The organism is Nocardia asiatica NBRC 100129, from assembly GCF_000308415.1.
GTDB lineage: Bacteria > Actinomycetota > Actinomycetes > Mycobacteriales > Mycobacteriaceae > Nocardia > Nocardia asiatica.
Window position 1 is genome coordinate 1 of the sequence record NZ_BAFS01000121.1, and the last position, 24,563, is coordinate 24,563.

A 24,563-nucleotide genomic window follows, 5' to 3' on the forward strand; every position below is an offset into this window, starting at 1 on the left:
TTGATCGTCGCGGCTGTGGTCGTGGACTGGCCTCGTATCAGAGATGTGGCGGTCGACTACGAGCGCCGCTAGAGCTACTCAAGGGGTGACCGCGCGCAGTGCGCACGCACCATGCGGTGCGCGCGGAAAGAGTATCCGAGGTGCTCGGTCATCTCCGCTTCCAGGGCGGCCTCGATGACCCGGCGGGTCACCGCCGTCAGCAAACCATCGGCCCCGGTCAGCGACAGCCCCTCGCTGCGGGCCTGCTCCACCAACTCCTGCGCGATCCGAACATCCAGCCGCCACCAGCAGTCCGAGTTACGTTGTCGTTCAAGGTGATCCTTCCTCGCCGAAGCAGCGGCAGGCTACTTCAGCACCTGTTCGGGATCACCCCCAGCCCCAAAGTTCCTGACAGTCCCCGACCTTCGCCACCATGCTCATGTGGCTTTGAGGACACCGCCTAACCGTGTTGACGGCGTCAAGGTGGACATCGCCGTCCGGCGAACCCTTGTCGGCACCCCCGAGACCAGCCCCCAGCTTTCCGCCGTCGATCTGCCCTGGCCGGTCGACTGGCAAGCGCTTGATTTACGCCCCGTGGGCGGGCTGACCGGTTCGGGATCAGCACGGGGCTCCGAGGGGTCAGCCATGGCATGCCCGGCCCCGGCTACACGGGGACGCGGTTGTCCAACGACACCGTACTCCCGGAGTAACGGCCACTGGTGCGAGGCCAGTTGCTCCCCCGGACGGCTTAGGCTGGCTTCTTGGGCACCGGCGAAACACCGTGACCTTGGCCGATCCACTTCTGAGCGGAGGTTGATTCCCGCGCTGTCGTAGATCGTTTCCCGCCTCGCGGCGGGTCATCGCAGCGCCGCCGCCACCAGCCTGCGGATCTCTGCGTCGGACACGCTTCCGCCACCGCGCACTTGGCCGGATTGCAACCGCTCGACGAGCGCCGGACTGCGCGGCGGCGAGCTACCTCCGCCGGGAGGTCACCAAGCGACGTTGCCCCGGTCGTGGACATGTGTCCGTCCAGCAGCACTCCGCGCATCCGGGGATCAGCAGCCGGATCGGCGACCCGCGCGGAGGACATCGTGGCCGCATAGCCCGGCGGCACATGCCGCTGGGCGTGCGTGGCGGGTGCCAACTTTCCGCCAACCATGCGGCATGAAAGTTATCCACGCCACGTCAGCCGCCACACCGCCGCGGTCCATCACCCACCAGATCCCGTCCAGGATCCCACTGCCAAGGAGAACCATGACCACGACCCAGCCCTCGCCAGGTCCGGTGACCGCAGCCGCCACCGGCCATGTCGGGCTCAACGTCACCGACGTGACCCGTTCGATCCATTTCTACCAGCGGGTCTTCGACTTCGACCTGCTCGGCGAGAGCACCGAGGACGACCGCCGCTACGCCTTCCTCGGCCGTGGCGATCAACTCGTACTCACGCTGTGGCAGCAGAGTCGTGACGGCTTCGCCGCCGATCGGTCCGGACTGCACCATCTGTCGTTCAACGTGCCCACGCTGGACGACGTCCAAGCTGCTGTAGCCCGTCTGCAGGAACTCGACACGCCCCTGATCTACGACAGGATTCTGGCCCACATGCCCGGCCTGGCATCTGGCGGCATCTTCTTCACCGATCCAGACGGCATCCGCATCGAGATCTGCACCGCCTCCGGACTCGAGCACCTCCCCACCCTTGAGGGCGGCGCACCCAGCTGTGGTTTCTTCTGATGCCACAGCACTACCACGACGGTGAACTGGCGGTACAGGCACGGGCGGGCACGGTCGAGCAGGCCGCGGCCATGGCCCGTACGTTCCGCACCAGCCTGCCTGCACCGTTGATGAGATTCCTTGCCACGCAGCGCTGGATCATCGTGGGCGCCACAGACACCGCAGGCCGCGTATGGGCGTCGCCCGTAGTCGGCGCACCCGGCTTCGTGCGTGCCGCCGACGAGACGACCGTACGGATCGACGCGCTCCCTGTGACCAGCGATCCCTTGCGGAACCTGGCAGGCCGGCCGGCGGGACAGCCGGCCGGCCTGCTGGCCATCGACCTCGGCCGTCGCAAACGGGCTCGCATCAACGGCACCCTCCGCCATGACGCCGGCGGAGTGGTCATGAGCGTCGAGCGGGCTTACCCCAACTGCATGAAGTACATCCAGCGCCGAGAGAATCTGGGCATCGGCGACCAGCCACCCGTCCCGGTCGTCGTCGCCGAGGCAGACCGCGTCACCGCCGAGCAGATCGACCTCCTGCGTGCCGCCGACACGGCCTTCATCGCCACCATCGCCGAAGGCCACGGAGCGGATGTGTCCCACCGCGGCGGTCCTCCCGGCTTCCTTCGGTGCCTGGGAGGCGGCAGGGTGATCCAGTTCGTCGACTATCCCGGAAACGGCATGTTCAACACGCTCGGCAACCTCGAGCTGGACAGCCGAGCAGGCCTCACCATCACCTGCTTCGGCACGGGCGACCTGCTCCAGCTGACCGGTCGCGCAACCGTTGTGCGCACGCCTCTCACCTCGGCTGCTCCCGGCACGGTCGACTTCGTCATCGACCGTGCCGTCCACACCCGGCGCGGCGTCCCGTTCCGCTTCGGCCCCGTCGAGTACTCACCGTTCCTGCCACAACAACACTGATTTGATCTTTGACGTCGGTGGTCGAATGCGCTCTCGGACTTGATCCCTGGGCGGTAACTCCCTTATGTGCAGGCGGTCTTCGGGGAATCATGCCCTCCGACCAAGGACACCTTGGCAGCTACACCACGGCGGGCCCCGTGATCACTCATCTCTTCTGTCCATCCCGGCGGGCGGACACGCGCAGCTCACCACGCCCCCAGCACTGAGGTTCGGAAACAGCCGCCAACCTCGGCCAGGGCGCCTGCCAGGCCCTGGAGGACGCGGCCACCCTGGCCGCCGCGCTCACCACCGAGCCCACAGTCGAATCAGCACTGGCGCGTTACGACGCCGAGCGCCGCCCGCGCAGCCAGTCAGTGGCCCGGGCCGCGCGCCAGGCCGACCGGATGGGCCGGCAACTGACCCACCCGCTGGCCGTGGCCGTGCACAACACGGGCTTGCGGCTGGCCCCTCTGGCGTGAGCGTCCGGGCCATCCTGCGGCACGCCGACCGGGCTGCGCCGAGCCTGGGCTGACGGCACCGGACTCGCCCCTGGCCACAGGACACCTGGGGGCGCGAACTGCTACGACACCACCTTGGATTGCAGTGGGCCCGACTGGCCAGGGGACCAGTTACCTTTCCACCGCGAGCATCCTGACTTACCTCTTTCTGGGCCGCTTTCCGCTGTCGTTGCGCTAGGAGGGTAACCGGAAAGGTGAGTCCGAATCGACAGGATCCGCCCCTTTATCGTTCCGTCCTTACCCTCACAATTTCCTTGATTCTTTCTGTTTCGTTATAGGGATCTGCACGACCAAGGTTTCGCTGGGCTACGGTTCCGCCATGACATTAGACGTTGCCGATTGGGACGAGATGGTGGCCGAGCCGGAAAAGCTCGTGGTCAAGCTGGAGGAGGGCCTTGTGGACTTGCAGGGACAGGTGCGCCTCATGCGTGAGCAGCTGAAGACCGCCCGGCGTCTCGTCGAGGTCAAGGCGGATGTCGATTACCTCAGGCAGTACAACGCGCCCCGCCCCAAGGGAAGATTCGCCGACCAGGCCGAGGAGGATGATCACCAGCCGGAAGGGGCGGGCGAGGGCACCGGGCTGACCCGTAAGAAACAGGTGGTCCAGCTGTTGGGTCAGCAGCCCGAGCGGCACTGGAAAGCGGCGGAGATCGCGGAACTGCTGGAGATAGACAACCTGAAGAGCTTGCGGACGAGCCTGGATGAATTCGCACGATCCGGGGTGATCCGCAAGAACGTCGATGACAAGTCCTCCGCGGGTTCGGCGGATCTGTGTTTCGTCACCCGCAGCCCCCGCAGCAGGTCGCAGGCCATCTGGCCCGGTGTGGGGTCGAGATTGTCAACGGTCCGGTGACCAAGACCGGCGCGCTGGGCGAGATGATCTCCCACTACTGTCACGATGTCGACAGCAACCTCATCGAAATCGCTGTGTACCAGTGCGTAGGAGTGCAAGTGAGCGGCCAGTTGAAGGCGCTGCTGTTCGATGTGCAGGGCACCGCCACCGATTTTCACTCCACCGTCCGCCGGGCAGCTGAGCGCCTGGCCGGTGCCCGGTACTCGGGCCATGATTGGTCCGGGTTCGTCAACGACTGGCGTGCACCGTATTTCACCGAAACCTCACAGCAACCGCAGGACGGGCCCTGGGTGAGTGTGGCCTCGGTGTATCGCCGGACATTGGACATTGTGCTGGACACCAGAGGTCTGTACCTCGAACCGGTCGAACGCGACACCCTGACCCGATCCTGGGCACGCCTGGACCCGTGGCCTGACGCCGTGGCAGGCCTGCACCGTCTGCGTGCGCGCTACACCCTCGCGACCCTGTCCAACGCCGACGTCGCAGCCGTCGTCGAAATCACCCGCCACGGTGACCTGCCCTGGCACGCCATCTTCACCGCCGAAATGGCGGGCGCCTTCAAACCGGACCCACGCACCTACCACCTCGCCGCCGGATACCTCGGTCTGTCACCCGCTGAGATCATGATGGTCGCCAGCCACAAGTACGACATCCGCGCCGCCGCCGGGCTCGGCTTCCGCACCGCCTTGATCGCACGCCCCCACGAATACGGTGACATCGCCCTCGCTGACACCGAATTCAGCGACGAATTCGACATCAACGCCACCGACTTCGGTGACCTGGCGGCCCAACTCGGGGGACTGTCAAGAACTTTGGGGTTGGGGGTGATCCCGAACAGGAAGGATAAACTTCATTTCGCCAGCCAACTGCCAACGCGGCGGCGTAGAACGCGCTGCCTCTCAGGAAGATGACAAGATGAACGTCGTGGAGCATCCGGTACCCGAACCTGATCGGCGTACCGCCGCTCACCTTCACGATTTTCTCGCTGAACTCGAACGTCGCGAGCCGATCTTTCACCGCCCTGAGTTCGGCACGACACGTGAGGATTTCGAACGGTCGACGGCACCAGATTTCTGGGAGACCGGCGCTTCGGGACGGCGCTACAGCAGGGAATTCGTCTGGGCCACCATCGAACAGCGGCAACTTGCCGCAGCGCAGAATTCCGATGACGAGAGCGACTTCTGGGAGACCAGCGACTTCCAGCTCCGCGAGATCGCGACGGACACCTACCTACTCACCTACACCCTTCGACAACCAGACCGGCTGACCCAACGGCTGACCGTCTGGCAACGTGCTGCGGGCAACTGGACGATCCTCTATCACCAGGGAACGGCGATCGCTGATTAACAGCCACCACCGATCGAGATCCACTTGCGAACCATCCGGTGCGCCACGAGGACGCCGCCCGGCGGTCGGTGTTCGAGTGAAAGCATATCCGGTTGGAAGATCACTTCCATTTCCAAGCGCCGGACCTCGGTGGCTGGCATCGGCTGCTACGTGATCCGGACGCCGCCGACGAGGACGACGGATGCGCAGGACGGCCGTTCAGCTGCCGTAGCCTGTGGGCACGTGTCGCACACTTCCCTCCCGGCTGACCTCACCCAGCGACGCCCCCGAGTCCGTCTGTGCCTGCCAGGCCAGTAGTGCGTCCTTGCCCGGACCGGCCTCTCGTACTTCGCCAGTGACCGCACCGACGTGTAGCTCGACAGGGTCATCAGCATCGGCGTCGCCGCGGCCGTCCTCCGCGGCGTGGTCGACCGGCCCCGGAGTTGTTGCAGCGTGAACGGGCCGCCGGTGAGCCGGCGGAGTTCTCCTCGAACAGCTGCGCCGCCCGGCGGTAGGACAACCATCTCCGCCCGCCGGCCCGATCGGTATCCACGACCGCCCGGGGGAAGATGGCAATCGTTTTACCGATTCTGTCGGACCTGCCCCGGAGATGTTGAGCGTATCGCTGCGCCCAGGCCTAGCCGGGCAGGCGGAGGTCCGGTCTCTCCGATCCTGGATGGTCGTCCACAAACCGCTGGGTCAGGCGGGCTGTGACCGCAGTGGCACGGTTGTCGCCAGGGCCTGCTTGCGCCCTGCAGCTTCATATGTCTCCACCGGCATCCAACCTCATGCTAAAAACGATCCGTTAGCGCGATATCTCCCGTCACTGGACCCCATATGTCAATTCGACGACGATCTGGCGAATCCGTTGATGCTCACCCGCTCCATCCGCTGAGAGTTGATCATCCAGCAGTACGAACCAAATGGTCTGGCATGCCTCAGCATTGCGTACGCAACAAGTCCCTTAAAGCTCCTGAGCTGGCAGCCTATCAAGGAATGCAGCGATAAGCGGGGCGATCTCGCCGATATGCGTCTCCAAGGCGAAGTGGCCGGTATCGGTTTCCCGGCTCGGCGCGCGATCCTGTGGTCGCCGCTATCGGGAACCGCGCTCATCGCGGTGATCCGACCTCGCTGACCGGTCCAACGGTCGGCGGTCCAGCCCAACCGTGGCCAACTCGATGCACTTCACCTGGTGTCCAGTACCAACCACCCGCCGTGATGTTCGGACACTGTGAACGGCAAGCCGGTCTCGATTCCCAGCACCGCCAATTCGGCCAGGTCGAACGTACGCACATGACCGTAGGTGGCATCTGGCTCCCGCTCGAACGGCACAGCGACCACCACCCGCTCCCCGGCCAGGCGTACCGCCTCAGCGATCACGGCTCGCCCCTGGACCGGATCGAGGTGTTCGAGCAGGTGCAGGATGGTGACAGTGCTCACACAGTCGTCCGGCAGCGGAACCGACACCGCGTCGCAGGCCAAGGTGTCCAACGCCGTACCGCGCAGCCGCGCGATTCGCGACAGCAGCGCCATACTGCCGCGGACCAGGTCGGTGGCGATCGCGTCATGGCGACCGCCCTCGGCGAGCAGCAGCGGGAAGAAGCCGAAGCAGGACCCGAGGTCGAGCACCCGGCCGGGCGGCACGAAAGCCAGGGCGCGGCGGTATACCGGCGCCATGTCGGCGATAGGGGTTCCCTGCTCAGGTGTGGTGGTCCACAGTGCACGAATCTTCGCCAGTGTGTTGTCGTAGAAAGTGTTCCAGGCCGCCAGCGGTTCCATCACGGTGGTGCGTACCACGCCGGTGAGCACTCGCTCGAAAAGCTCGGAACCAGCGAGCGGACCGGAGCGGAAAAGTTCGTCGGCGATCATCCCGGTGACGTCGTTGTCGAGTTCGTGCCGGGTCAAGCGGTGACCGACCACGATCCGGTTGCCGACGAGCCGGACATTGAAATGCGTTGTCCGCAGACGCGCCGAACCTCCGCACACCGCACCACCGACGCGGACCATACCGTCGTCGTAGAATCCATCGCACAACGGTGCCAGCGGATCCACCTCGAGTCCGGTCACCGTCCCGTCACCTCCGCACCGAGATCCAATGCCGTCCGGGCAAGTTCGCGGAGTCCGCGAACGACCCGCACTCGGTCGCAGTAGTCGGCATATGCCGGCAGATCGCAGCTGCCCAGCCGCCACGAGTACCTCGGCTCCGGTGTCAGCCAAATCGTCTCGCGGACGCGGCGAGTGATCTCGGCGAATTGCGCAAGGCCGGGATCGTTGCCGTTGCCGCGGCCGTCGCCGAGGATGAGCAGCGTGGTGCGCCGACACAGCGCCCCCGCATGCTCGGCCAAAAGCTCGCCGAAGACCGAGCCGTAGTCGGAGTTGGCATCCAGATCCAGAAGGTCGCCGCCGAACAGCGCCCCCAAGGCCGATTCGGCATGGTGCTCGGTAAACAGCGTGGTCGTCTCCACGACATCTGCGACGAAGGCGAACGATCGCACCTGAGTGACCACATCCTGCAAGGAATGCACGAGATTCAAGGTGAAGTGCGCGGTCGCGCGCACCGACAAGCTCACATCGGCGAGCACGACCAGGCGTGGCCGGTCCTCGGGACGCTGGATGGTCACCGGGGTGAACGGCACGCCGTCATAGCGGAGGCAGCGGCGCATCGTGCGAGCGGCGTCGACCCGGCCGCGCGGCGCTACGGTGCGGCGATGGGTGCGCGCGCCGCCCAGGGAGCGCACGATCCGGCGCAGGACATCCTCCAATTCGGTCCGGTCGGCGCTGTCGAACTCGTCAACCGCGGCTACACGACGACGACCCCGTTGTCCCATATTCCGTTCCAACGCCAACAGTGCCTCGGCGTGGCGTTGCAGGGCGGCCGGAAGATCTCCGAGGATCCGCGCATCCTCGAACGCGGCTGCTGCGTCCGGATCGTCCGGGTCGCCCAGCCAGTCCAGCAGCGCTCGCTGCTCCTCAGCGGTCAGCCTCAGCTCGACCATCGCGCCAGGAGAGCTCGTCAGCTGCCCCGGGGCACCACTGGCCGGCATGCGAGGGGCCTCCAGCTGAATACGGTATCCCTCGTTGTCGATGATCTGATTGCCTTGCGAAAAAGCGATCTCATCGGTTGGTGCGGACAAGTCGATCATGCCGTCGTCCTGGCTGAGATTGAAACTCGATGCCAAGTTGTCGATGTCGAACAGATGACGGACGTCCTCGGGGCGGGCACCTGCGCTGGACTCAGCCTCGGATGGCTCGCCGGACAGCGTGAACGAATCGAGATCGCCGGTGTAGGAAGGAATGTCGTCGACGCCGCAGGGACGCCCGGCGCCGGATGCGGTGGCGTGCGGCGCGCCGCTGATACGGACCTGCGCGAAGAACGCGTCGAACAGGTCCTCGAACACGGCCGTGTCGCGCTGATCTTTGAGCAAGGCCGCGCGCAAGGCGCAGCGCAGTAGTTCCCGGTCGGCCAGGACGCCTGGTTGGCGCGCACAATGCATCGCGTCGATGGCCTCGGCCACTGACACCCGCACGCCCCACCGCCTCAGCAGGCCGACGAACCGGTGCAAAGTCGCCTCCATGCCCGCGCCTAACGTCCGCGCCGGGGGAACGACCGCGCCCCCTGGCTGGCGGTCACGGACGTGCGGGTGAGGGCGCGGGATTGCCCGCCGTAGTAGCCCTCGTCGAAGCGGCCCGGACTGTCCATTGCGTCGCGGACGTCGCGCCCGTCCACGGCGTCGGCCGAGTGGGATCGAACTGATTCGCCGGCGTCCCCGTCGAGCAGCCGGGGCAGTGCATCCAGTGCAGCGGTCAGATCTTTGTCGTATTTCACGACCACCGACATGGTGTCGGCCAGCAGGCGCTGCGACAGTGTCCGCGCATTCAGCACGGCCAGAGTGCGTGCCCAATCCACGGTCTCCGAGATGCTGGGGGATTTGCGCAGCCCTAGGGCACGCAGGGCGCGTACAACCCGGACCAATTCCGCGGCCAGCGCGTCGTCCAGTCCAGTGTGTTTGGTGCGGATGATGTCCAGTTCTCGCTCGGCCGAAGGATAATCGGCGAACAAGTGCAGGCAGCGCCGTTTCAGTGCGGCCGCCAGATCGCGAGTATTGTTGGACGTCAGGATCACCAGCGGCGGGTGCACGGCCCGGAAGGTGCCCAGCTCCGGCACAGAGAGCTGATATTCGCCCAGGAATTCCAGCAGCACCGCCTCCAAAGCCTCGTCGGCCCGGTCGATCTCATCGATCAGCAGCACCACCGGTTCCTCCGAGCGCACCGCCTCCAGCAGCGGTCGCGGGCTGAGGAAGCGTTCGGAGTAGAAGACGCTGCCCTGCTGGCCGATACGCTCGACCGCTTCGGACAGGTCGGTGACGCCGGCGACGATCTGCCCCGTCTTCTCCCGCAGGATCTGGGTGTAGAGCAACTGCTTGCCGTAGTCCCACTCGTACAGCGCGCGGGTCTCGTCCTGACCCTCGTAGCATTGCAGCCGCAACAGTCTCCGGCCGGTCGCCATCGCAAGCGATTTGGCCAGCTCGGTCTTGCCGACACCCGCCGGTCCCTCGATCAGCAGCGGCTTGTCCAAGCGGGTCTGCAGGAAAACCGTGGTGGCGAGTCGCTGGTCGGCGATGTATCCGGTCGCGGACAGTGCTTCCCGCACGTCCTCGACGCTGGCGAACAGGGGCTGCGATTTTTCCGGCATGGTGGTCCTTCGGGGGCATGAGGGAGTCGGCCGCGGACGAATGGGGCTCCAGTTTCGTCCGCGGCCCGGTTCGGATGGTCAGCTCAGCAAGTCGTCGAGGTCACCGTGCATACAGTGGGCAACCACTGGGCGGACCGTCTCGAACGTGCACTCCTTCGGGTTGCCCGGCGTGCAGGTGTCGCCGAGAATGTGCCGGGTGATGCGGTCGATGTCGTCGTCCGTGCCCTTGATCACGTTGTTGTTCTCGTAGTACTCGGTGGGCCCTGAGCCGAGCCGGCACTTGCTGTAGGTGTCCTTGGTGATGTCGGTGAACTTCTCCGGGATGCCCACATCGCGCAGCAGCCGGATGGAGGCGGCCAGCGCGGCGTCAGCGGCCTGCACCTCGGACATGCCGTGGGTATTGACGCCCATCGCTTCCGCGATGCGGGCGAATCGCTTGTAGGCGACCGGCATGTTGAACGCCCATACCCGTGGCAGCGCGATGGCGTTGTTGATGCCGTGGTGGGTGTCGTAGAACGCCGACACAGCGTGCGAAATGGAGTGGACGATGCCGAGGCCACCGGAGTTGAAGGCCTGCGCGGCGACATACTGCGCGTACATCATGCCTTCCCGGCCGGACAAATCGGTCGGGTTCCAGGTGGCGGTGCGCAGGTGCTGTGCCACCAGTTCGATGGACTGCAGCGCGCTACCGAGCGACGGGACGAAGTTCAGCCGCGAGACGTAGGGCTCCGAGGCATGCGCGAGCACGTCGAATCCGCACTGCGCGGTGTAGTCGCTGGGCAGGTCGTAGTACAGCACCGGGTCGTCGATGGCCAGCGTCGCCACGGCCGCGTCGTCGAATGCCACGTACTTGTGCGGGTTGGCCGGGTCGGTGGTGGTGTCGGTGATGACGTAGGCCCACGAGGTCTCCGAGCCGGTTCCAGCCGTGGTGGAGACGGCGATGTGCGGCGGGTTCTTGGGGTTCTGCGACTTGTTGAAGCCCTCGAATTCGTTGACGTTGCGGCCGTCGTGGGCGACGGAGACGCGCGCACCCTTACAGGCGTCGTGTGAAGAGCCGCCGCCGATGGAGACGAAACTGTCGCAACCGTTCTGCTGGTACAACGCAACGGCATCCATCACGTTGTAGTCCTTCGGATTGGACTCGACCTTGTCGTAGAGCACGACCTCGAGGCCGTGGTACTCGAGCGAACCGACGATCTTGTTCACGATATTCGTGCCGCGCAGGCCGCTGGTCATCACGAGGACCTTCTTGAAGCCCAGCTTCAATGCCTCGGGGCCGATGATCTCATGTGCGCCAGGGCCGAGGAGGGCTCGGGGGAAGGGGTGGAACTCCTTGATCGGAAACGGCTTGATCAGCTCGTCTACCTGCATCGTCCAATCCTTTCGGAAAGTAATTCACATTCCGGGATATCCCGGTGGATGCGACCGTATGGCCGCGATCACATGTCCGGAAGTCATTCGACTCGAAACTGTTCGAATGAAACCGGGATACAAATCGAATGGGCGGCGCCCACTATCCGATTGGTCAGGGATCCCAGGTGGTGACCGTGAATTTTTTTCGCACGCCATGCCTTCTCGGTCGCCAGCCCAACGCATACACCGAAACAGCCAACCTTCCGGCAACCTTTCCGGCGCACCCTGGATACCGAGATCTCCCGCGTGATGCCCGATCGAGAGGAACCGGACCGGATCTTCGTACCTCAGGGTGTGAGTGCTCCGCCACTCCGCCGCACGGCAAAGGCGCCGAGGGCGGTCGACAAGGACGTCGACCCGAGGTAAATCCGGTCGGGGTCCCTTTCCGGCGCACCGTGGATACCGAGATCTCCCGCGTAATGCCCGATCGAGAGGAACCGGACCGGATCTTCGTACCTCAGGGTGTGAGTGCTCCGCCACTCCGCCGCACGGCAAAGGCGCCGAGGGCGGTCGATAAAGACGTCGGCTCCGAGATAGATCCCGTCGGGGCGGCAGGAATGGACCGCCCGCCGCCCCGACGCATCGCAATTACGCCGATCGGAAATCGGAGCCGACCGACAGCTACCGCAGCGTCGGCTGAGGCAATACACCTGCGGATAATCCAGCCGCCATGCTCTGACATTAATTCGGCACCGCGCGACAGAATGATCCATTCGCGCCAGCGTTTCCGAGGCCCTTCAGGGCGAAGCGCACGACGATATATCGAATGCGGCGACATTCATCGAGTGGGCCGCATTCCCTGGAACCCACTCAATACGGAGAATCCGAGGGGCTGCCCACCGAGGCGGCGGTTCGGTGGGCAGCCATGGCGGTGCACGGGCGCTGCCGTATCCCTCAGCGCCGGTGCACCGGGTCAGTGCGACAGGTCCGCTCCGGTGGGCGGCGGTTCGGTTTCCAGTGCGGTGAGTTCTTCGTCGGTGAACAGCCGCGAGCGGATGAGGAACCGCATGCCTTCGGGTGCCTCCAGGGAGAACCCGCTGCCCCGGCCGGGCACCACGTCGACGGTGAGATGAGTGTGCCGCCAGTAGTCGAACTGGTCGGCGCTCATCCAGAACGGCGTGTCCGCCGCCGGATACCCGAGCAGCACGTCCGACCCGCCGACCCGGAACTCGCCGCGCGGATAGCACATCGGCGAGCTGCCGTCGCAACAGCCGCCGGACTGATGGAACATCACCGCGCCATGCCGCCGAATCAGCGTCGCCAACAGCGCTTCGGCTTGCTCGGTGAGTTCGACGCGCTGGACCGGGTCGAGCATCAGAAGAATCCGACCTTGTCCGGCGAGTAACTGACCAGCAAGTTCTTGGTCTGCTGGTAGTGATCGAGCATCATCCGGTGGTTCTCGCGCCCGATGCCCGACTTCTTGTAGCCGCCGAACGCCGCGTGCGCGGGGTAGGCGTGGTAGCAGTTGGTCCACACCCGGCCGGCTTTGATGCCGCGACCGAGGCGGTAGGCGGTGTTCATATCGCGGGTCCACACGCCCGCGCCGAGGCCGTAGAGGGTGTCGTTGGCGAGCTTCAGCGCCTCCTCGACGGAATCGAACGTGGTCACCGACACCACCGGCCCGAAGATCTCCTCCTGGAAAACCCGCATGTCGTTGGTGCCCTTGAAGATCGTCGGCTCGATGTAGTGTCCGCCGGACAGACCCTCTACTTTGCGGGCCTCGCCGCCGGTGAGCACCTCGGCGCCTTCCTGACGGCCGATATCGATGTAGGACAGGATCTTCTCGAACTGGTCGTTGCTGGCCTGCGCGCCGATCATGGTGGCCTCGTCCAGCGGATTGCCGCTGACGATGGCTTTGGTCCGTTCGACACACCGGGCGATGAACTCGTCATAGATCGAGGAGTGGATCAACGCGCGGGACGGACTCGTGCACACCTCGCCCTGATTGAACGCGAACATCACGAAGCCCTCCACGGCCTTGTCCAGGAAGGCGTCGTCGGCGGCCATGACGTCGGGCAAGAAGATGTTCGGGCTCTTGCCGCCCAGCTCGAGCGTCACCGGGATGATGTTCTCGCTGGCGTACTGCATGATCAGCCTGCCCGTGGTGGTCTCACCGGTGAAGGCCACCTTGGCCACCCGCGGGCTGGACGCCAGTGGCTTGCCCGCCTCGACGCCGAAGCCGTTGACCACGTTCAGCACTCCCGGCGGCAGCAGGTCGGCGATCAGTTCGACGACCTTCAGGATCGACGCCGGGGTCTGCTCGGCGGGCTTGAGCACCACCGCGTTCCCGGCGGCCAGCGCGGGCGCGAGCTTCCATGCGGCCATGAGGATCGGGAAGTTCCACGGAATGATCTGCCCGACCACGCCGAGCGGCTCGTGGAAGTGGTAGGCGATGGTATCGCCGTCGATCTCTCCGACGCTGCCCTCCTGAGCACGAATGGCCCCGGCGAAGTAGCGGAAGTGATCCACCGCCAGCGGCAGGTCGGCCGCCTTGGTTTCGCGCACCGGCTTGCCGTTGTCCCACGTCTCGGCCACCGCCAGCGCCTCGAGGTTGTCCTCGATCCGGTCGGCGACCTTGTTGAGGATGTTGGCTCGTTCCGTGGTCGACGTCGCGCCCCACGCGTCGGCCGCCCGGTGCGCGGCGTCGAGGGCCAGCTCGATGTCGGCGGCCGAGGACCGCGCGACCTCGCAGAACGTCTGGCCGTCCACCGGCGAGGAATTCTCGAAGTAGCGGCCCTCCACCGGGGCGACCCACTCACCACCGATGAAATTGTCGTAACGGGCGGCAAAGGTGACGATGCTGCCCTCGGCACCAGGCTTGGTGTAGATCATGACGCGTGCTCCTCGCTGAGTACTGAGGCGTATGCCACACGACGGCAAAGTCGTGATGCGACTCACTCTGGGCGGCGAGGGTTGGCAGAAGGTTGCGCGAGCAACGGGGACGTCAGGTGCGCAGTGCAGTGTGCAACCGCGCTGCGGCCACCGCCCGGCGAGTGTCCGTGCCGGGCAGCAGCCGCAGCGCGTGCTCATGTACCTCGATATCGTCGAGGGCCCGCTCGCCGTAGCGCAACGCATGCTCGACGTTGTCGCTGGCCAGGACCGCCGTGCGCACGCCGACTTCCAGATACTCGCGCCACTCCACGATGCCTGGGGTATCCGATTCGGGCAGCAACGGTCCGCGATACAGCTGCACGGCGGTCGTCGTATCACCGGCTTCGAGCGCGGCCAGCAGATCCACCGCATCGCACGACACCGGGGTCATCAGCTGGTACACGCGGTTGGCGATCTCGCCGCCGGTGGTTCGCCGCAGGTGCGACACGTCCGCCTTGAGCGTGCTCGAACTGGCCGGGCGATCGCCGTAGACCGCCAGATGCAGCCGCTCGGGAGTAAATCCGCCGGGTTCCAACGCGAGTAGGACCAAAATCTCCAACTGGCGTCGCCGCAACCGGATCTGTTGTCCGTCACGGACCAGCCGGGCCGTTCCCAGGCAACTGAGCCGAAGGCCGGAGCCGGTGGGCCCCATGCTGGAGCGCAGCTGGGTTTCGATGGCGCTGACCAGGGTCCGGACCGTGGACATGGCCAGCGGATGGGACCGGTCCCAGGTAGAGGACAGATCGAGCACGCCGAGTTGACGTCCGTCGGCCGCCCGGATCGGCGCACAGTAGCAGACCCAGCCATGCAAGGCGGCGACCAGATGCTCGGCCGAGAAAACTATGCTCGGCTGCCCGGTGCGCAGGGCGAGCGAGAGGGCGTTGGTGCCCATATGGGCCTCGTCCCACCGGCCGCCCGGCGCGAACCCCACCTGTTCGGCCCGACGGCGCATGACGGCCCCTCCATAGGACCAGAGGATGGTGCCGGAATCATCGGTCACCGCAGCCACGTAGCCCGCGTCGTTGGCGATGCTGCGCAGTTGCTCTGACAGTTCGGTCACCGGAGCGCGCAACGGAGACTCGACCCACCGCGAGCCGACATCGGAGGAATCCGCAGGCGCGCAATCGAGCGCCGGATCTACAGTACGAAGGGAGCGCCGCCACGATTGGGCGACTTCGCTGCGCAGGCTGGAATTGCGGGCGCGCGCCGTAAGGGGATGCGCTGCTCCCGGCACCCATCGAGCCCATTCCTTCTCCAAAGCAGCTCGCTGCTCCGAGAGAGTAGTGAAGTGCACCATCTCGTTGGTCCGTGTCTTCCTCATCACATTCACCGACAAACCCATCTTTGCGCAGCGCATGCTCGCGCGCCAGCATTTCTGTGACCTGCGCAACCTGGCGCCAACCTCTTCCGCCGACACTCCTCGCCATGGATGACCTCACCACCACCCCGCCTTTCCAACCGGTGCGCAGTCGCATGGGTGTGGCCGCGGAGCTGTACGAACATGCCCAACTGGATTGGGAGGGCTTCTGGACGCAGCAGGCCGACCGCCTGCACTGGCACACCAGATGGCACACCGTACTGGACTGGTCTGCGGCGCCGGTCGCGACCTGGTTCGGCGGGGGCACGCTGAATGTCGCGCACAACTGTGTGGACCGGCACGTCGACGCGGGGCACGGCGATCAGGTAGCCATCCACTGGGTGGGGGAACCCGGCGACACCCGCGACCTGACCTATGCCGATCTCCGCAGCGCGGTGTGCACGGCCGCGAACGCGCTCGCCTCGCTCGGTCTGCGTCCGGGTGATCGCGTCGCCGTCCAGCTGCCGATGATTCCCGAGGCGATCATCACGATGCTCGCTTGCGCCCGGCTCGGTCTGGTGCACAGCGTCGTGTTCGCCGGCTTCTCGCCGACGGCGTTGCGGGCCCGCGTCGATGACGCGCAGGCGCGGGTGGTGATCACCGCCGACGGACAATACCGTCGCGGTCGCGCCGTTCCGATGAAGCAGAACGTGGACGAGGCCCTGGCCGGAGCGGCGAGTGTCGAGAAGGTGATCGTCGTGCGCCGCACCGGCGGCGACCTGGCCGGTGAGGTGCCATGGACACCTGGTCGCGATGTGTGGTGGCACGACTTGATGAGCGGGCAGTCCGACGAGCATCGCTGCGAAGCCTTCGACGCCGAGCATCCGCTGTTCATCCTGTACACCTCGGGCACTACCGGGAAACCGAAAGGCATCCTGCACACCTCGGGCGGCTACCTGGTGCAGGCCACCTACTCGCATGAGGTGGCCTTCGACCACCAGCCGGGCCGGGACGTGTACTGGTGCACCGCCGACATCGGCTGGGTGACCGGCCATTCCTATCTCGTCTACGGGCCGTTGGCCAACCGGGCCACCCAGGTCGTCTACGAGGGAACGCCGAACACCCCGCACGAGGGCAGGCATTGGGAGATCATCGAGAAGTACGGCGTCTCCATCTACTACACCGCGCCCACGCTGATCCGCACCTTCATGAAGTGGGGAGACGACATTCCGGCGAAATACGATCTGTCCACTCTTCGGGTGCTCGGCAGTGTCGGCGAGCCGATCAATCCCGAAGCCTGGCTCTGGTACCGCGACCACATCGGCGCCGGGCGTGCACCCATCGTGGACACCTGGTGGCAGACCGAGACCGGTGCGATCATGGTCGCGCCGATTCCCGGTGTTCGTCCCCCGAAGCCGGGTTCCGCGCAACGGCCACTGCCGGGGATATCGGCGCGGGTGGTCGACGATCAGGGTGTGGAGGTCGCTCGTGGGGAGAGCGGCTATCTGGTGTTGACCAGGCCCTGGCCGTCGATGGTGCGGGGCGTCTGGGGCGACGAAGAGCGGTTCCGGAAGAACTATTGGGACCGGTTCGCCGCGCACGGCTACTACTTCGCCGGTGATGGGGCGAAATACGATGAGGATGGCGACATCTGGGTGCTCGGTCGTACTGACGACGTCATGAACGTGTCCGGTCATCGCTTGTCGACGTCGGAAATCGAATCGGCACTGGTATCGCATCCGGCTGTCGCTGAGGCCGCCGTGGTCGGCGCCGCCGATCCGGTCACCGGCCAGCGCGTCGTCGCGTTCGTCGTCCTGCGGGACGACGCCGGTGAACTCGGCGGCGAGGAGCTGCGCAGGCATGTGGTCACCGCGATCGGGCCGATCGCCGCTCCGCGGCAGACGCTGATCGTCGCCGAACTCCCGAAAACCCGATCGGGCAAGATCGTGCGCCGCCTGCTCCGCGATATCGCCGAGGGGCACGACCTCGGCGATACGACCACCCTCGCCGATCCTGCTGTGGTGCATCGGATCGCCGCGTCCTAGGTTTCCGCATGCAAGCCCTGCACCGGGGGCGGCGATCGCCCTTGCCGAACGAACCGGACGTGTGTTTGCGGATCGTATTCGGTTGCGAGCAGCTGGATTTCGTGGCGTGCTTGACGGCGGCGCTGGTGTTCGTGCAGGAATGGTCAGCCCGCAAGCGCGGCACCGTAACCATCCTGCATCCCGGGGACACAGCCGAGTTCCCGCGCTTGCCCACGGAACGGCTCTACATCCAGCCGTGACCCGCCCCGTGGCAGCGTGCGAGGTGAATAGAGCGATGGATTCAGTTGCCGTCGGTCCGGTCCCGGTCATGGAGACTCATCGTTACGGCGTCTTCCGGTGAATCGCGGCGACAGCGGTACGAGGGTCCGGTGCCGAAGACATCCGGTCCATACCCCGAGCGAGTAGGCGGCATCGTCAGCGATACGCAGCGTCAGCCAGGCGGTACCGTGGCGGCCACCGACAGCTTCAGCAAGGCACACTCCGAGGCTCAGCAGCAGCACGCGCCGGCCGGTCGGAGTGAGCAGGGCCACCGGCCACCAGGCACGGCGGACGGCGTCGGCCAGCGTGTGGCCTGCGCCGATGTGCGCTCGGCCGGTGACGGCCAGGGCCGCAGTGGCTGGAATACCGCGGAGCCGGCGCAGCGTCAGCGCCGCGGCGACCGCAGCGGCGGAAGCGGCCAGGCTCGGTCGGCCGGTCACGGCCGAAGCCCAAGACAGCGCATGCAATGGGCTCAGCCGAGCACAGGCGAGCCGTTCCGGATGCCGGATCGCCAGCGGCGCGGCCGACGTCCCGTAATCGAACCGCTGCCGCAACCAGGCCCACACGCTGCGGCGTGGCGTGTGCCAGGTGACGGCGCTCGGCTGATAGCGGACCAGATGACCCGCGTCGGCGAGCCTCCAAACCAGATCGACATCCTCGCCGAAGCGCAGCCGCTCATCGAATCCACCGATCTGAGCCAATGCGTCGCGACGGACGACGAGCGCGGCGGTGGGAACATAGGCCACCCGGCTCATCGGCCGGACCACGGCTGGGTGTCGGCCCATATCCAGACTGGAACGGCCTTCTTCATAGCGGCTTACGGACTTGGCACCCGGCGGGGCAGGTTCCCCCGGCAGGCACTCGGTGCGACTGCGCACGCGAGGGGCCACGGCTGCGACCCTTGGATCGTCGAATAGCGGCAGTACAGCATCCAGCCAATCCGCTTCCGGAACGACATCGGAGTCGAGAAACGCGACCAGATCGGTGCGAACCCGACGCCAACCGGTATTGCGGGCCGCGGCCGGACCGTGCGGGGTGTGGTGGCGAATCGTCGCTTGCCCCAGGGCAATTTCCGATCCATCGTCGACAACGATGCGGTGGCGCAGTTCGCAGGTCGCGTCGAGCAGTCGAGACAGGCCGGCGGCGTTGTCTTTCACCGGCACGACGAGCGTGACATCGGCCGCGGTGTATGTCGCTGGACCGGGGACCGGATGCACGAGCCCCGCGCTGAGCAGATGCTGCAGCAACATCGCCGACCCCGCGTCGGCGTCGACCGGCGCACCGACGAGCCACCGGTCGACGCGACGCGCCCCATCCACCGACAGCCGCACCAGACGCAATGGCGACCCACCGAGCAATACCCGGCCCGCCGCGTAACGGCGGACGCTGTGATCGAGAACGATCTCGGGGAACTCAGCCGCCCTCCGTTGACGCCGCCCGGCCATCTTCACATGCCTCGCCGGAATCCGTCCGGGATGAGCACATCCTCTTGGTGCACCTCATGGATATCGGAACGGCCGAGACCATACAGCGTCGAGTCGATGCCCTGTCGTAGTATTTCCAGCACGTTGTGCACGCCGCGCTCACCATTCGCGGCCATGCCCCATAGGTAGGGGCGGCCGATCATGACCGCGCGCGCGCCGAGCGCGACGGCCTTCACCACATCGCTGCCACGGCGGATTCCTCCATCGAGCAACACCTCGAGCTGGTCACCCACCGCCTCCACCACACCGGGCAGCGCACGAATGGCTGCGGGTGTCGAATCGAGGTTGTTCCCGCCATGGTTGGACACCGAAATGGCGGTGGCGCCGACGTCGACGGCTCGCCGCGCATCGTCGGCGCGCATGACGCCCTTGATCATCATCGGGCCGTCCCACTGCTCACGCAGCCACGCCAAGTCCTGCCATGTCGGGGGCGGCGTGCCCATCCACTCGCCATACGCGCCGAAGAACGTGGGGCCGCCTTCACCTATCCCGACGAGATTCGGTGTGGTGAGGTCGGGCAGCGCGCCTGCGCGCAGGAATCGCCACAGCCATCCCGGCCGGACGACGACGCTCGGCGCGAACCGCAGCGCGGTTTTGACATCGATTCGTTCCGGCAGCGGAGGACTCCCCCAGTCGCGGGCGGTGGCGAACACCCAGTCCAACGTGACGATCAGCCCCTTAGCTCCCGCCCGTTTCGCCCGATCCAGCCGGGCCAGCATGTCGTCCTTGCTGCCGAGCCAGTACACCTGGAGAAATACTTTGTCGTTTGCCTCGATAACGTCCTCGATCGGTTTGGAGGCGAACGACGACAGCCCCATCGCGGTGCCCGAGGCTGCGGCGGCACGTGCGACACCGACCTCGCCGTGCGGGTCGACGGCCTGTACACCGGTGGGTGAGATTATCACCGGGAGCGAGATCTGCTGACCTAGTACGGTCGTCGCCTGCGACCGGACGGCAGGGAGGTCGGCGATGTGTGGGCGGAAGCCGAGCTCGGCGAAGGCCGCAGTGTTATCGGCCAGGGTGACCCCGGCCTGCGAACCAGCCAACAGCGCGCGGTACACCGGCTCGGGCACACGCTTTTTCGCGCGCTCCTCGGCCTCGGCGACCGTTTCGAACCAGTCCTTCGTGCTTGCCATGAGAAATCCTCGTGTGTCAGTGAATTCCGGAGATCGGGCTGGTGTCGCACGCCCGGTCCGGAACTGGAAAGCGCGCGGTGGGTATGCCGAGCTCTACCGATCCGGACCGGGCGGCCCTGCGGGAATGGTCCTTGTCGGGTCTCGGCACTCCCCCCGCGCCGACGGCGGCGAACGCGGCTTCGGCGTTGCCTCGGACGCATTCCGGGTCCGGCCCATCCAGCGGCAACCCGGTGAAGAATTTCGCGGCCATGCAGCCGCCTTGGCACGCGTCGAACGCAGGGCAGGCGGTGCAGCTTCCACCGGTCTGAGGTTGCCGCAACCGGGTGAAGAGCTCGGATGTGCCCCAGACCTCCTCGAAGCCGCCCGGATCGCGGACATTGCCGGCGAGGAACTCGTCGTGAATAGCGAACGGACAGGCATAGACATCGCCGACCGGATCGATCAGGCACACCACCCGTCCGGCGCCACACAGGTTCAACCCAGGCAACGGCGTGGATCCGAGGGCGTTGAGATGAAAGAACGAGTCGCCGGTCAGCACGTTCGCGCCGTTGGCGATCAACCACTCGTAGATCCGCAACTGTTGGGCCGCGGTGGGATGCAGGTCGTCCCAGACATCGGCACCGCGGCCTGATGGACGCAGCCGGGTGATCCGCAGTTGCGCGCCGAACCGGTCCGCGAGCGTTGCGAACTCATCGAGTTGCGCGACATTGTGGCGGGTCATCACCACCGAGATCTTGAAATTCTGAAATCCCGCGTCGGCGAGATTGGCCATCGCCCGATGAGCCATCGCGAACGACCCCCGGCCGCGCACGGCGTCGTTGACCTCCGCGGTGGCGCCGTCGATGGAGATCTGCACGTCGACGTAATCAGTGGCGGCCAGTCGTCGCGCCCGCTCCGGGGTGAGCCGAACTCCATTGGTGGAGAACTTGACACCCACCCCGTGATCGATGGAGTAGTCGAGCAGTTCCCAGAAGTCGGGCCGCACCGTCGGCTCACCGCCGCCGATGTTGACATAGAACACCTGCATCCGTTGCAGATCATCAATGACGGTCTTGCATTCGGCTGTGCTGAGCTCGCGGGGATCGCGCCGACCTGACGAGGAAAGGCAGTGCTCGCACGCCAGGTTGCAGGCGTAGGTGAGCTCCCAGGTCAGGCAGATCGGCGCGGCCAGACCATGTTTGAACTGCTCGGTCAACCTCATCGGATTCCTCCTCTGCCGTTCGCTCACGCCTGCGAGCGAGCTTGAATCGTGCCCGCAGCGGCCAGGCCGGCCAGGGCGTTCAGATAGCGCGGTCTGTCCGTGCGCGGGACCACTGCCGCCGCCAGCGCGGACGACGCGTCAGGGTGGTCCGCCAATGTGCAGACGACCCGCACCAATGCCGGTGTCTTCAGAAACGACAGCTGCCGGGTGCCGTAGTCGTACAGCAGCGCACCGAACGGCTCCGGCCGGACCGCCACCGACGGCGTGAGGCGGTATGGCCGGGCCGGGTCGAAGGGCGGGGTCTCAGTAGACACCGCACATGCCATCGATCGACACGTCCTCGACCAGCAGGTCCTGTTCGACCGTCTCATCGATCGAATGCTCGTTCATGGGGAAGCTCCTTTCATCGGTGGCCATCTATGACCGCGACCACGAAGCTAGGGGCATTCGGCACCGAAGAGAACGGCGTCGCGGCACAACCATCCGATCGCCACACCGAACTGCCCGGACGGAGAGGTTCGATGCCCGACGCCCGGTTCGGTCGTGATCGTCCTGGGGGCACCTCTCCGATCGGGTAGGTGCCCCCAGCACGATCGCAGGGTATGACCGCCCTCACATCGAGGACTAGCCTGGAGACGTTCGGCAGTGTCGCCGTATGTGGGCGAGTGAGGAGCAGTCGTGACGCAGTTGACCCAGCTGGCATCGGGTACGGCAAAGCGGCTCGCCGCGAAGACCGAGATCCTGCCTACCGATCCGGGTGACGCGGCAGCGGAACTCACCGGTCCGCAGGCTCTGAAGTCCGCCATGGGCGCGCCGCAGCTCGCCAAATTCCACACGCCCGAGGTCGTCTTCGGTCCCGGCGCACTGGCCGAACTCGGCCACTGCGCGCTGCGGGTGGGTGCGCGTCGCCCGTTCTTGGTCACGGACCCGGGAATCATCGAATCCGGCTGGGTCGCCGAGGCCACCCGCCATCTGCAGGAGGTCGGCTTGCAGCCGGCCCTGTGGTCGGCGATCACGCCCAATCCGAAAGATCACGAGATCGCCGCGGCATATGAGCAGTACCAGGCGACGGGCAGCGATGTGGTGATCGCCGTCGGCGGCGGCTCCTGTATCGACGCGGCCAAGGGCGTCGCGATTCTGGCCGGAAACGGCGGCGCCATCCTGGACTACGCGGGTGTCGACCACGTAGTGCGTCCCATCCCGCCGCTGGTAGTGGCTCCGTCGACCTCCGGCACCGGCGCTGATGTTTCACAGTTCGCCATCGTCACCGACACAGCCCGGCACACCAAGATCACCATCATCAGCCGGACCCTGGTCCCGGACATCTCTATCGTCGATCCTCGACTGCTTATCACCATGCCCGATGAGTTGAACGCGGCCACCGGCCTGGACGCACTGACCCACGCGATCGAGTCGTTCGTCTCCCGGGCGCACAACCGGCTCACCGATCACCACGCATTGCGCGCCGCGCACCTGATCACGAACAACCTGCAGCAGACCATGGCCCGGCCACGCCTGGCCGAGCCTCGGATCGCGATGGCTCACGGCGCGCTCGAAGCCGGTATGGCATTCACCAATGCCATCCTCGGCATCACCCACGCCATGAGCCACCAGGTCGGCGGACTGCTCGACGCGCCACACGGAGTGCTCAACGGGGTACTTCTGCCGCACTGCATCCGGTTCAATGCAGCGACAGATCCCACACCGTATGTTCCGTTGGCCGCGGCGGTGGGGATCGACACTTCCGGCAGGCCTGCCTCGGACGTCGCCGAGGAACTGGCCGAGCGGGTGCGGCAGCTCGCGGACGACGTGGGAGTACCGAGCGGTCTCGCCGCACTCGGTGTCACCGCGGACGATATTCCGATCATGGCCAGAACGACACTGGATGATGCCTGCCTGGCGACCAATCCTCGCGATGCCGATGCCGCCGACATCGAGGCGTTGTTCCGAAGGGCGCTGTGAGCGCACGATGACCGGATTCTCCAGCCCTGACCGCCCGAGCGTCAGCAGCACGGCCACCGACTTGGGCGTCCTGACCGGCGTCCGCTCCGGGAAACGATCCTTCTATCCGGCGTACGTACGCTCGGCCGAGCGGCTGGAAAACGCGGTGCGCGCCCTCGACCGGATTTCGCGCGCGCTGGTGCGCACGGCTGAAGGGCCGCGCGGTCTCGTGGAGGCGGTGCTACAGGCAGCCGCCGATCATCTGCAGGCCGACTGGCTGCTGGTCACCCTGTCCGATGGCGCATTGCAAGCGGCCCGGCCGCGTTTTCTGCTGCTCGGCGGTAACGGCGTTATCGAGGACGAGCGATTGGTGCCTGCGGACGTGCTGCCGCACCTGCGGGTGCTGCGCACCCGGCCGTGGGAAGCCGAGGACCTGTCCCACGGCGGTGTTGTGCGGGTCGCGATGACCTTGGACGGCGAACCGGTCGGCGGCATCGCCGGGCTGCCGGGCCGCGATGTCGAGATCGGCGACACCGATCTGGCGATTCTGCGCGTACTGGCGAACCAGGTCGCGGTGGCGTTGCACAACGCGTTCCTGCTGCACGACACCACCCGGCTGCGCGACCGCGCTGAGGAGCTCAGCGAGGCCACCGCTCAGCAGGCGCGCGATCTCGCCGCGCGCGACGCCAAGCTCGCCCATATCCAGCAGCGATTGGGCGATGCCATGCAGCGGCAGGCGCTCGACGACGAACGGCACCGCATCGCGCGCGAGCTGCACGACAGCGTCACCCAGGATGTGCTGTCGGCGGGAATGACCATCGAGATCTGCCGTTCCGAACTGGCGGCGTCGCGCGGCGAGCGCGACGAAATTGTCGAAAAGCTCTCGGCTGCAAAGGATCTCACCCGGCATGTGGTGGAGCGGCTGCGTGCGGC

At 66.1% G+C, this 24,563-nt stretch carries 21 protein-coding genes and 1 pseudogene; 9 read left to right on the forward strand and 13 right to left on the reverse strand.

The genetic code is table 11. The features are described 5' to 3' along the window. Positions 1-74 precede the first annotated feature (74 nt). Positions 75-251 carry a hypothetical protein gene (locus ON27_RS42820; RefSeq protein ID WP_157227157.1) on the reverse strand — a complete coding sequence of 59 codons (177 nt, stop codon included), beginning with the start codon at positions 249-251 and terminating at the stop codon, positions 75-77. Positions 252-1,233: 982 nt separating this feature from the next. Between ON27_RS42820 and ON27_RS11220 the strand changes: the two genes are divergently transcribed. The 5 genes and pseudogenes from ON27_RS11220 (at position 1,234) to ON27_RS11240 (ending at position 5,312) form a co-directional block, all read left to right on the forward strand. Further along, a complete protein-coding gene (locus ON27_RS11220) occupies positions 1,234-1,710 on the forward strand; it encodes a VOC family protein (protein WP_043724010.1) in 477 nt (158 codons plus the stop codon). After that, entirely contained in the window at positions 1,710-2,615 is a 906-nt protein-coding gene (locus tag ON27_RS11225) for a pyridoxamine 5'-phosphate oxidase family protein (protein ID WP_043724012.1), read from the forward strand. The genes ON27_RS11220 and ON27_RS11225 overlap by 1 nt, the downstream gene beginning before the upstream one ends. Before the next feature lie 816 nt (positions 2,616-3,431). Next, positions 3,432-3,965 (forward strand): hypothetical protein, encoded by a 534-nt coding sequence (locus ON27_RS11230; protein WP_043724015.1) that lies wholly within the window; start codon positions 3,432-3,434, stop codon positions 3,963-3,965. A gap of 98 nt (positions 3,966-4,063) precedes the next feature. Next, positions 4,064-4,759, forward strand: a pseudogene (locus ON27_RS11235) (haloacid dehalogenase type II); the annotation flags it as partial. Positions 4,760-4,889: 130 nt separating this feature from the next. Further along, complete coding sequence (locus tag ON27_RS11240; RefSeq protein ID WP_083887505.1) at positions 4,890-5,312, forward strand: nuclear transport factor 2 family protein; 423 nt, start codon at positions 4,890-4,892, stop codon at positions 5,310-5,312. Between the two features lie 1,164 nt (positions 5,313-6,476). Here the strand turns inward: ON27_RS11240 and mftM are convergent. The 7 genes from mftM to ON27_RS11275 form a co-directional block, all read right to left on the reverse strand. Then, on the reverse strand, positions 6,477-7,358 hold the full coding sequence (mftM, locus tag ON27_RS11245) for a mycofactocin oligosaccharide methyltransferase MftM (RefSeq protein WP_043724021.1): 882 nt from the start codon (positions 7,356-7,358) through the stop codon (positions 6,477-6,479). Then, positions 7,355-8,866, reverse strand: a complete 1,512-nt coding sequence (locus tag ON27_RS11250; protein WP_043724025.1) for a VWA domain-containing protein — start codon at positions 8,864-8,866, stop codon at positions 7,355-7,357. Before ON27_RS11250 ends, mftM begins: the two co-directional genes overlap by 4 nt. A gap of 8 nt (positions 8,867-8,874) precedes the next feature. Next, entirely contained in the window at positions 8,875-9,984 is a 1,110-nt protein-coding gene (locus ON27_RS11255) for an AAA family ATPase (RefSeq protein ID WP_043724029.1), read from the reverse strand. 78 nt (positions 9,985-10,062) lie between these two features. After that, complete coding sequence (mdo, locus tag ON27_RS11260; protein ID WP_043724034.1) at positions 10,063-11,355, reverse strand: NDMA-dependent methanol dehydrogenase; 1,293 nt, start codon at positions 11,353-11,355, stop codon at positions 10,063-10,065. A gap of 955 nt (positions 11,356-12,310) precedes the next feature. Further along, positions 12,311-12,712 carry a DUF779 domain-containing protein gene (locus ON27_RS11265; RefSeq protein ID WP_043724038.1) on the reverse strand — a complete coding sequence of 134 codons (402 nt, stop codon included), beginning with the start codon at positions 12,710-12,712 and terminating at the stop codon, positions 12,311-12,313. Then, complete coding sequence (gene exaC / locus ON27_RS11270; protein WP_043724041.1) at positions 12,712-14,229, reverse strand: acetaldehyde dehydrogenase ExaC; 1,518 nt, start codon at positions 14,227-14,229, stop codon at positions 12,712-12,714. The genes ON27_RS11265 and exaC overlap by 1 nt, the downstream gene beginning before the upstream one ends. Positions 14,230-14,341: 112 nt before the next feature. Then, positions 14,342-15,589, reverse strand: coding sequence for a GAF domain-containing protein (locus ON27_RS11275; protein ID WP_245559911.1), 1,248 nt, complete (start codon positions 15,587-15,589; stop codon positions 14,342-14,344). Between the two features lie 104 nt (positions 15,590-15,693). On the opposite strand from ON27_RS11275, the gene acs reads away from it, so the two are divergent. Together acs and ON27_RS11285 are read left to right on the forward strand one after the other, a co-directional pair. Then, positions 15,694-17,610 carry an acetate--CoA ligase gene (gene acs, locus ON27_RS11280; RefSeq protein ID WP_043724044.1) on the forward strand — a complete coding sequence of 639 codons (1,917 nt, stop codon included), beginning with the start codon at positions 15,694-15,696 and terminating at the stop codon, positions 17,608-17,610. 59 nt (positions 17,611-17,669) lie between these two features. Beyond that, complete coding sequence (locus ON27_RS11285; protein ID WP_157227158.1) at positions 17,670-17,849, forward strand: hypothetical protein; 180 nt, start codon at positions 17,670-17,672, stop codon at positions 17,847-17,849. Between the two features lie 66 nt (positions 17,850-17,915). Here ON27_RS11285 and mftF read toward each other — a convergent pair whose 3' ends face one another. From mftF to mftA, 5 genes are read right to left on the reverse strand one after another with little or no spacing between them, the layout of a single operon-like run. Next, entirely contained in the window at positions 17,916-19,313 is a 1,398-nt protein-coding gene (mftF, locus tag ON27_RS11290; RefSeq protein ID WP_051046438.1) for a mycofactocin biosynthesis glycosyltransferase MftF, read from the reverse strand. A 2-nt stretch (positions 19,314-19,315) separates the two neighbouring features. Beyond that, positions 19,316-20,488, reverse strand: a complete 1,173-nt coding sequence (mftD, locus tag ON27_RS11295; protein ID WP_043724050.1) for a pre-mycofactocin synthase MftD — start codon at positions 20,486-20,488, stop codon at positions 19,316-19,318. Positions 20,489-20,504: 16 nt separating this feature from the next. Next, a complete protein-coding gene (gene mftC, locus ON27_RS11300; RefSeq protein WP_043724053.1) occupies positions 20,505-21,689 on the reverse strand; it encodes a mycofactocin radical SAM maturase in 1,185 nt (394 codons plus the stop codon). Positions 21,690-21,712: 23 nt separating this feature from the next. After that, the gene (gene mftB, locus ON27_RS11305; protein ID WP_245559912.1) at positions 21,713-22,003 is read right to left on the reverse strand and encodes a mycofactocin biosynthesis chaperone MftB; all 291 of its coding nucleotides are present in this window, start codon (positions 22,001-22,003) and stop codon (positions 21,713-21,715) included. Next, positions 21,993-22,106, reverse strand: a complete 114-nt coding sequence (gene mftA, locus ON27_RS40805) for a mycofactocin precursor MftA (RefSeq protein WP_083887503.1) — start codon at positions 22,104-22,106, stop codon at positions 21,993-21,995. The genes mftB and mftA overlap by 11 nt, the downstream gene beginning before the upstream one ends. 387 nt (positions 22,107-22,493) lie before the next feature. Here mftA and ON27_RS11310 point away from each other — a divergent pair, with 387 nt between their 5' ends. Together ON27_RS11310 and ON27_RS11315 are read left to right on the forward strand one after the other, a co-directional pair. Beyond that, complete coding sequence (locus tag ON27_RS11310; protein WP_083887507.1) at positions 22,494-23,651, forward strand: iron-containing alcohol dehydrogenase; 1,158 nt, start codon at positions 22,494-22,496, stop codon at positions 23,649-23,651. Between the two features lie 61 nt (positions 23,652-23,712). Further along, on the forward strand, positions 23,713-24,563 hold an 851-nt coding region (locus tag ON27_RS11315; RefSeq protein WP_245559913.1), incomplete at its 3' end, for a histidine kinase.

Coding starts and splice junctions, on each gene's coding strand:
- ON27_RS11220 (WP_043724010.1), top strand. CDS start 1,234: ATGACCACGACCCAGCCCTCGCCAGGTCCGGTGACCGCAGCCGCCACC.
- ON27_RS11225 (WP_043724012.1), top strand. CDS start 1,710: ATGCCACAGCACTACCACGACGGTGAACTGGCGGTACAGGCACGGGCG.
- ON27_RS11230 (WP_043724015.1), top strand. CDS start 3,432: ATGACATTAGACGTTGCCGATTGGGACGAGATGGTGGCCGAGCCGGAA.
- ON27_RS11250 (WP_043724025.1), bottom strand. CDS start 8,866: ATGGAGGCGACTTTGCACCGGTTCGTCGGCCTGCTGAGGCGGTGGGGC.
- ON27_RS11255 (WP_043724029.1), bottom strand. CDS start 9,984: ATGCCGGAAAAATCGCAGCCCCTGTTCGCCAGCGTCGAGGACGTGCGG.
- mdo (WP_043724034.1), bottom strand. CDS start 11,355: ATGCAGGTAGACGAGCTGATCAAGCCGTTTCCGATCAAGGAGTTCCAC.
- ON27_RS11265 (WP_043724038.1), bottom strand. CDS start 12,712: ATGCTCGACCCGGTCCAGCGCGTCGAACTCACCGAGCAAGCCGAAGCG.
- exaC (WP_043724041.1), bottom strand. CDS start 14,229: ATGATCTACACCAAGCCTGGTGCCGAGGGCAGCATCGTCACCTTTGCC.
- ON27_RS11275 (WP_245559911.1), bottom strand. CDS start 15,589: ATGAGGAAGACACGGACCAACGAGATGGTGCACTTCACTACTCTCTCG.
- acs (WP_043724044.1), top strand. CDS start 15,694: ATGGATGACCTCACCACCACCCCGCCTTTCCAACCGGTGCGCAGTCGC.
- mftF (WP_051046438.1), bottom strand. CDS start 19,313: ATGGCCGGGCGGCGTCAACGGAGGGCGGCTGAGTTCCCCGAGATCGTT.
- mftD (WP_043724050.1), bottom strand. CDS start 20,488: ATGGCAAGCACGAAGGACTGGTTCGAAACGGTCGCCGAGGCCGAGGAG.
- mftC (WP_043724053.1), bottom strand. CDS start 21,689: ATGAGGTTGACCGAGCAGTTCAAACATGGTCTGGCCGCGCCGATCTGC.
- mftA (WP_083887503.1), bottom strand. CDS start 22,106: ATGGCCACCGATGAAAGGAGCTTCCCCATGAACGAGCATTCGATCGAT.
- ON27_RS11310 (WP_083887507.1), top strand. CDS start 22,494: ATGGGCGCGCCGCAGCTCGCCAAATTCCACACGCCCGAGGTCGTCTTC.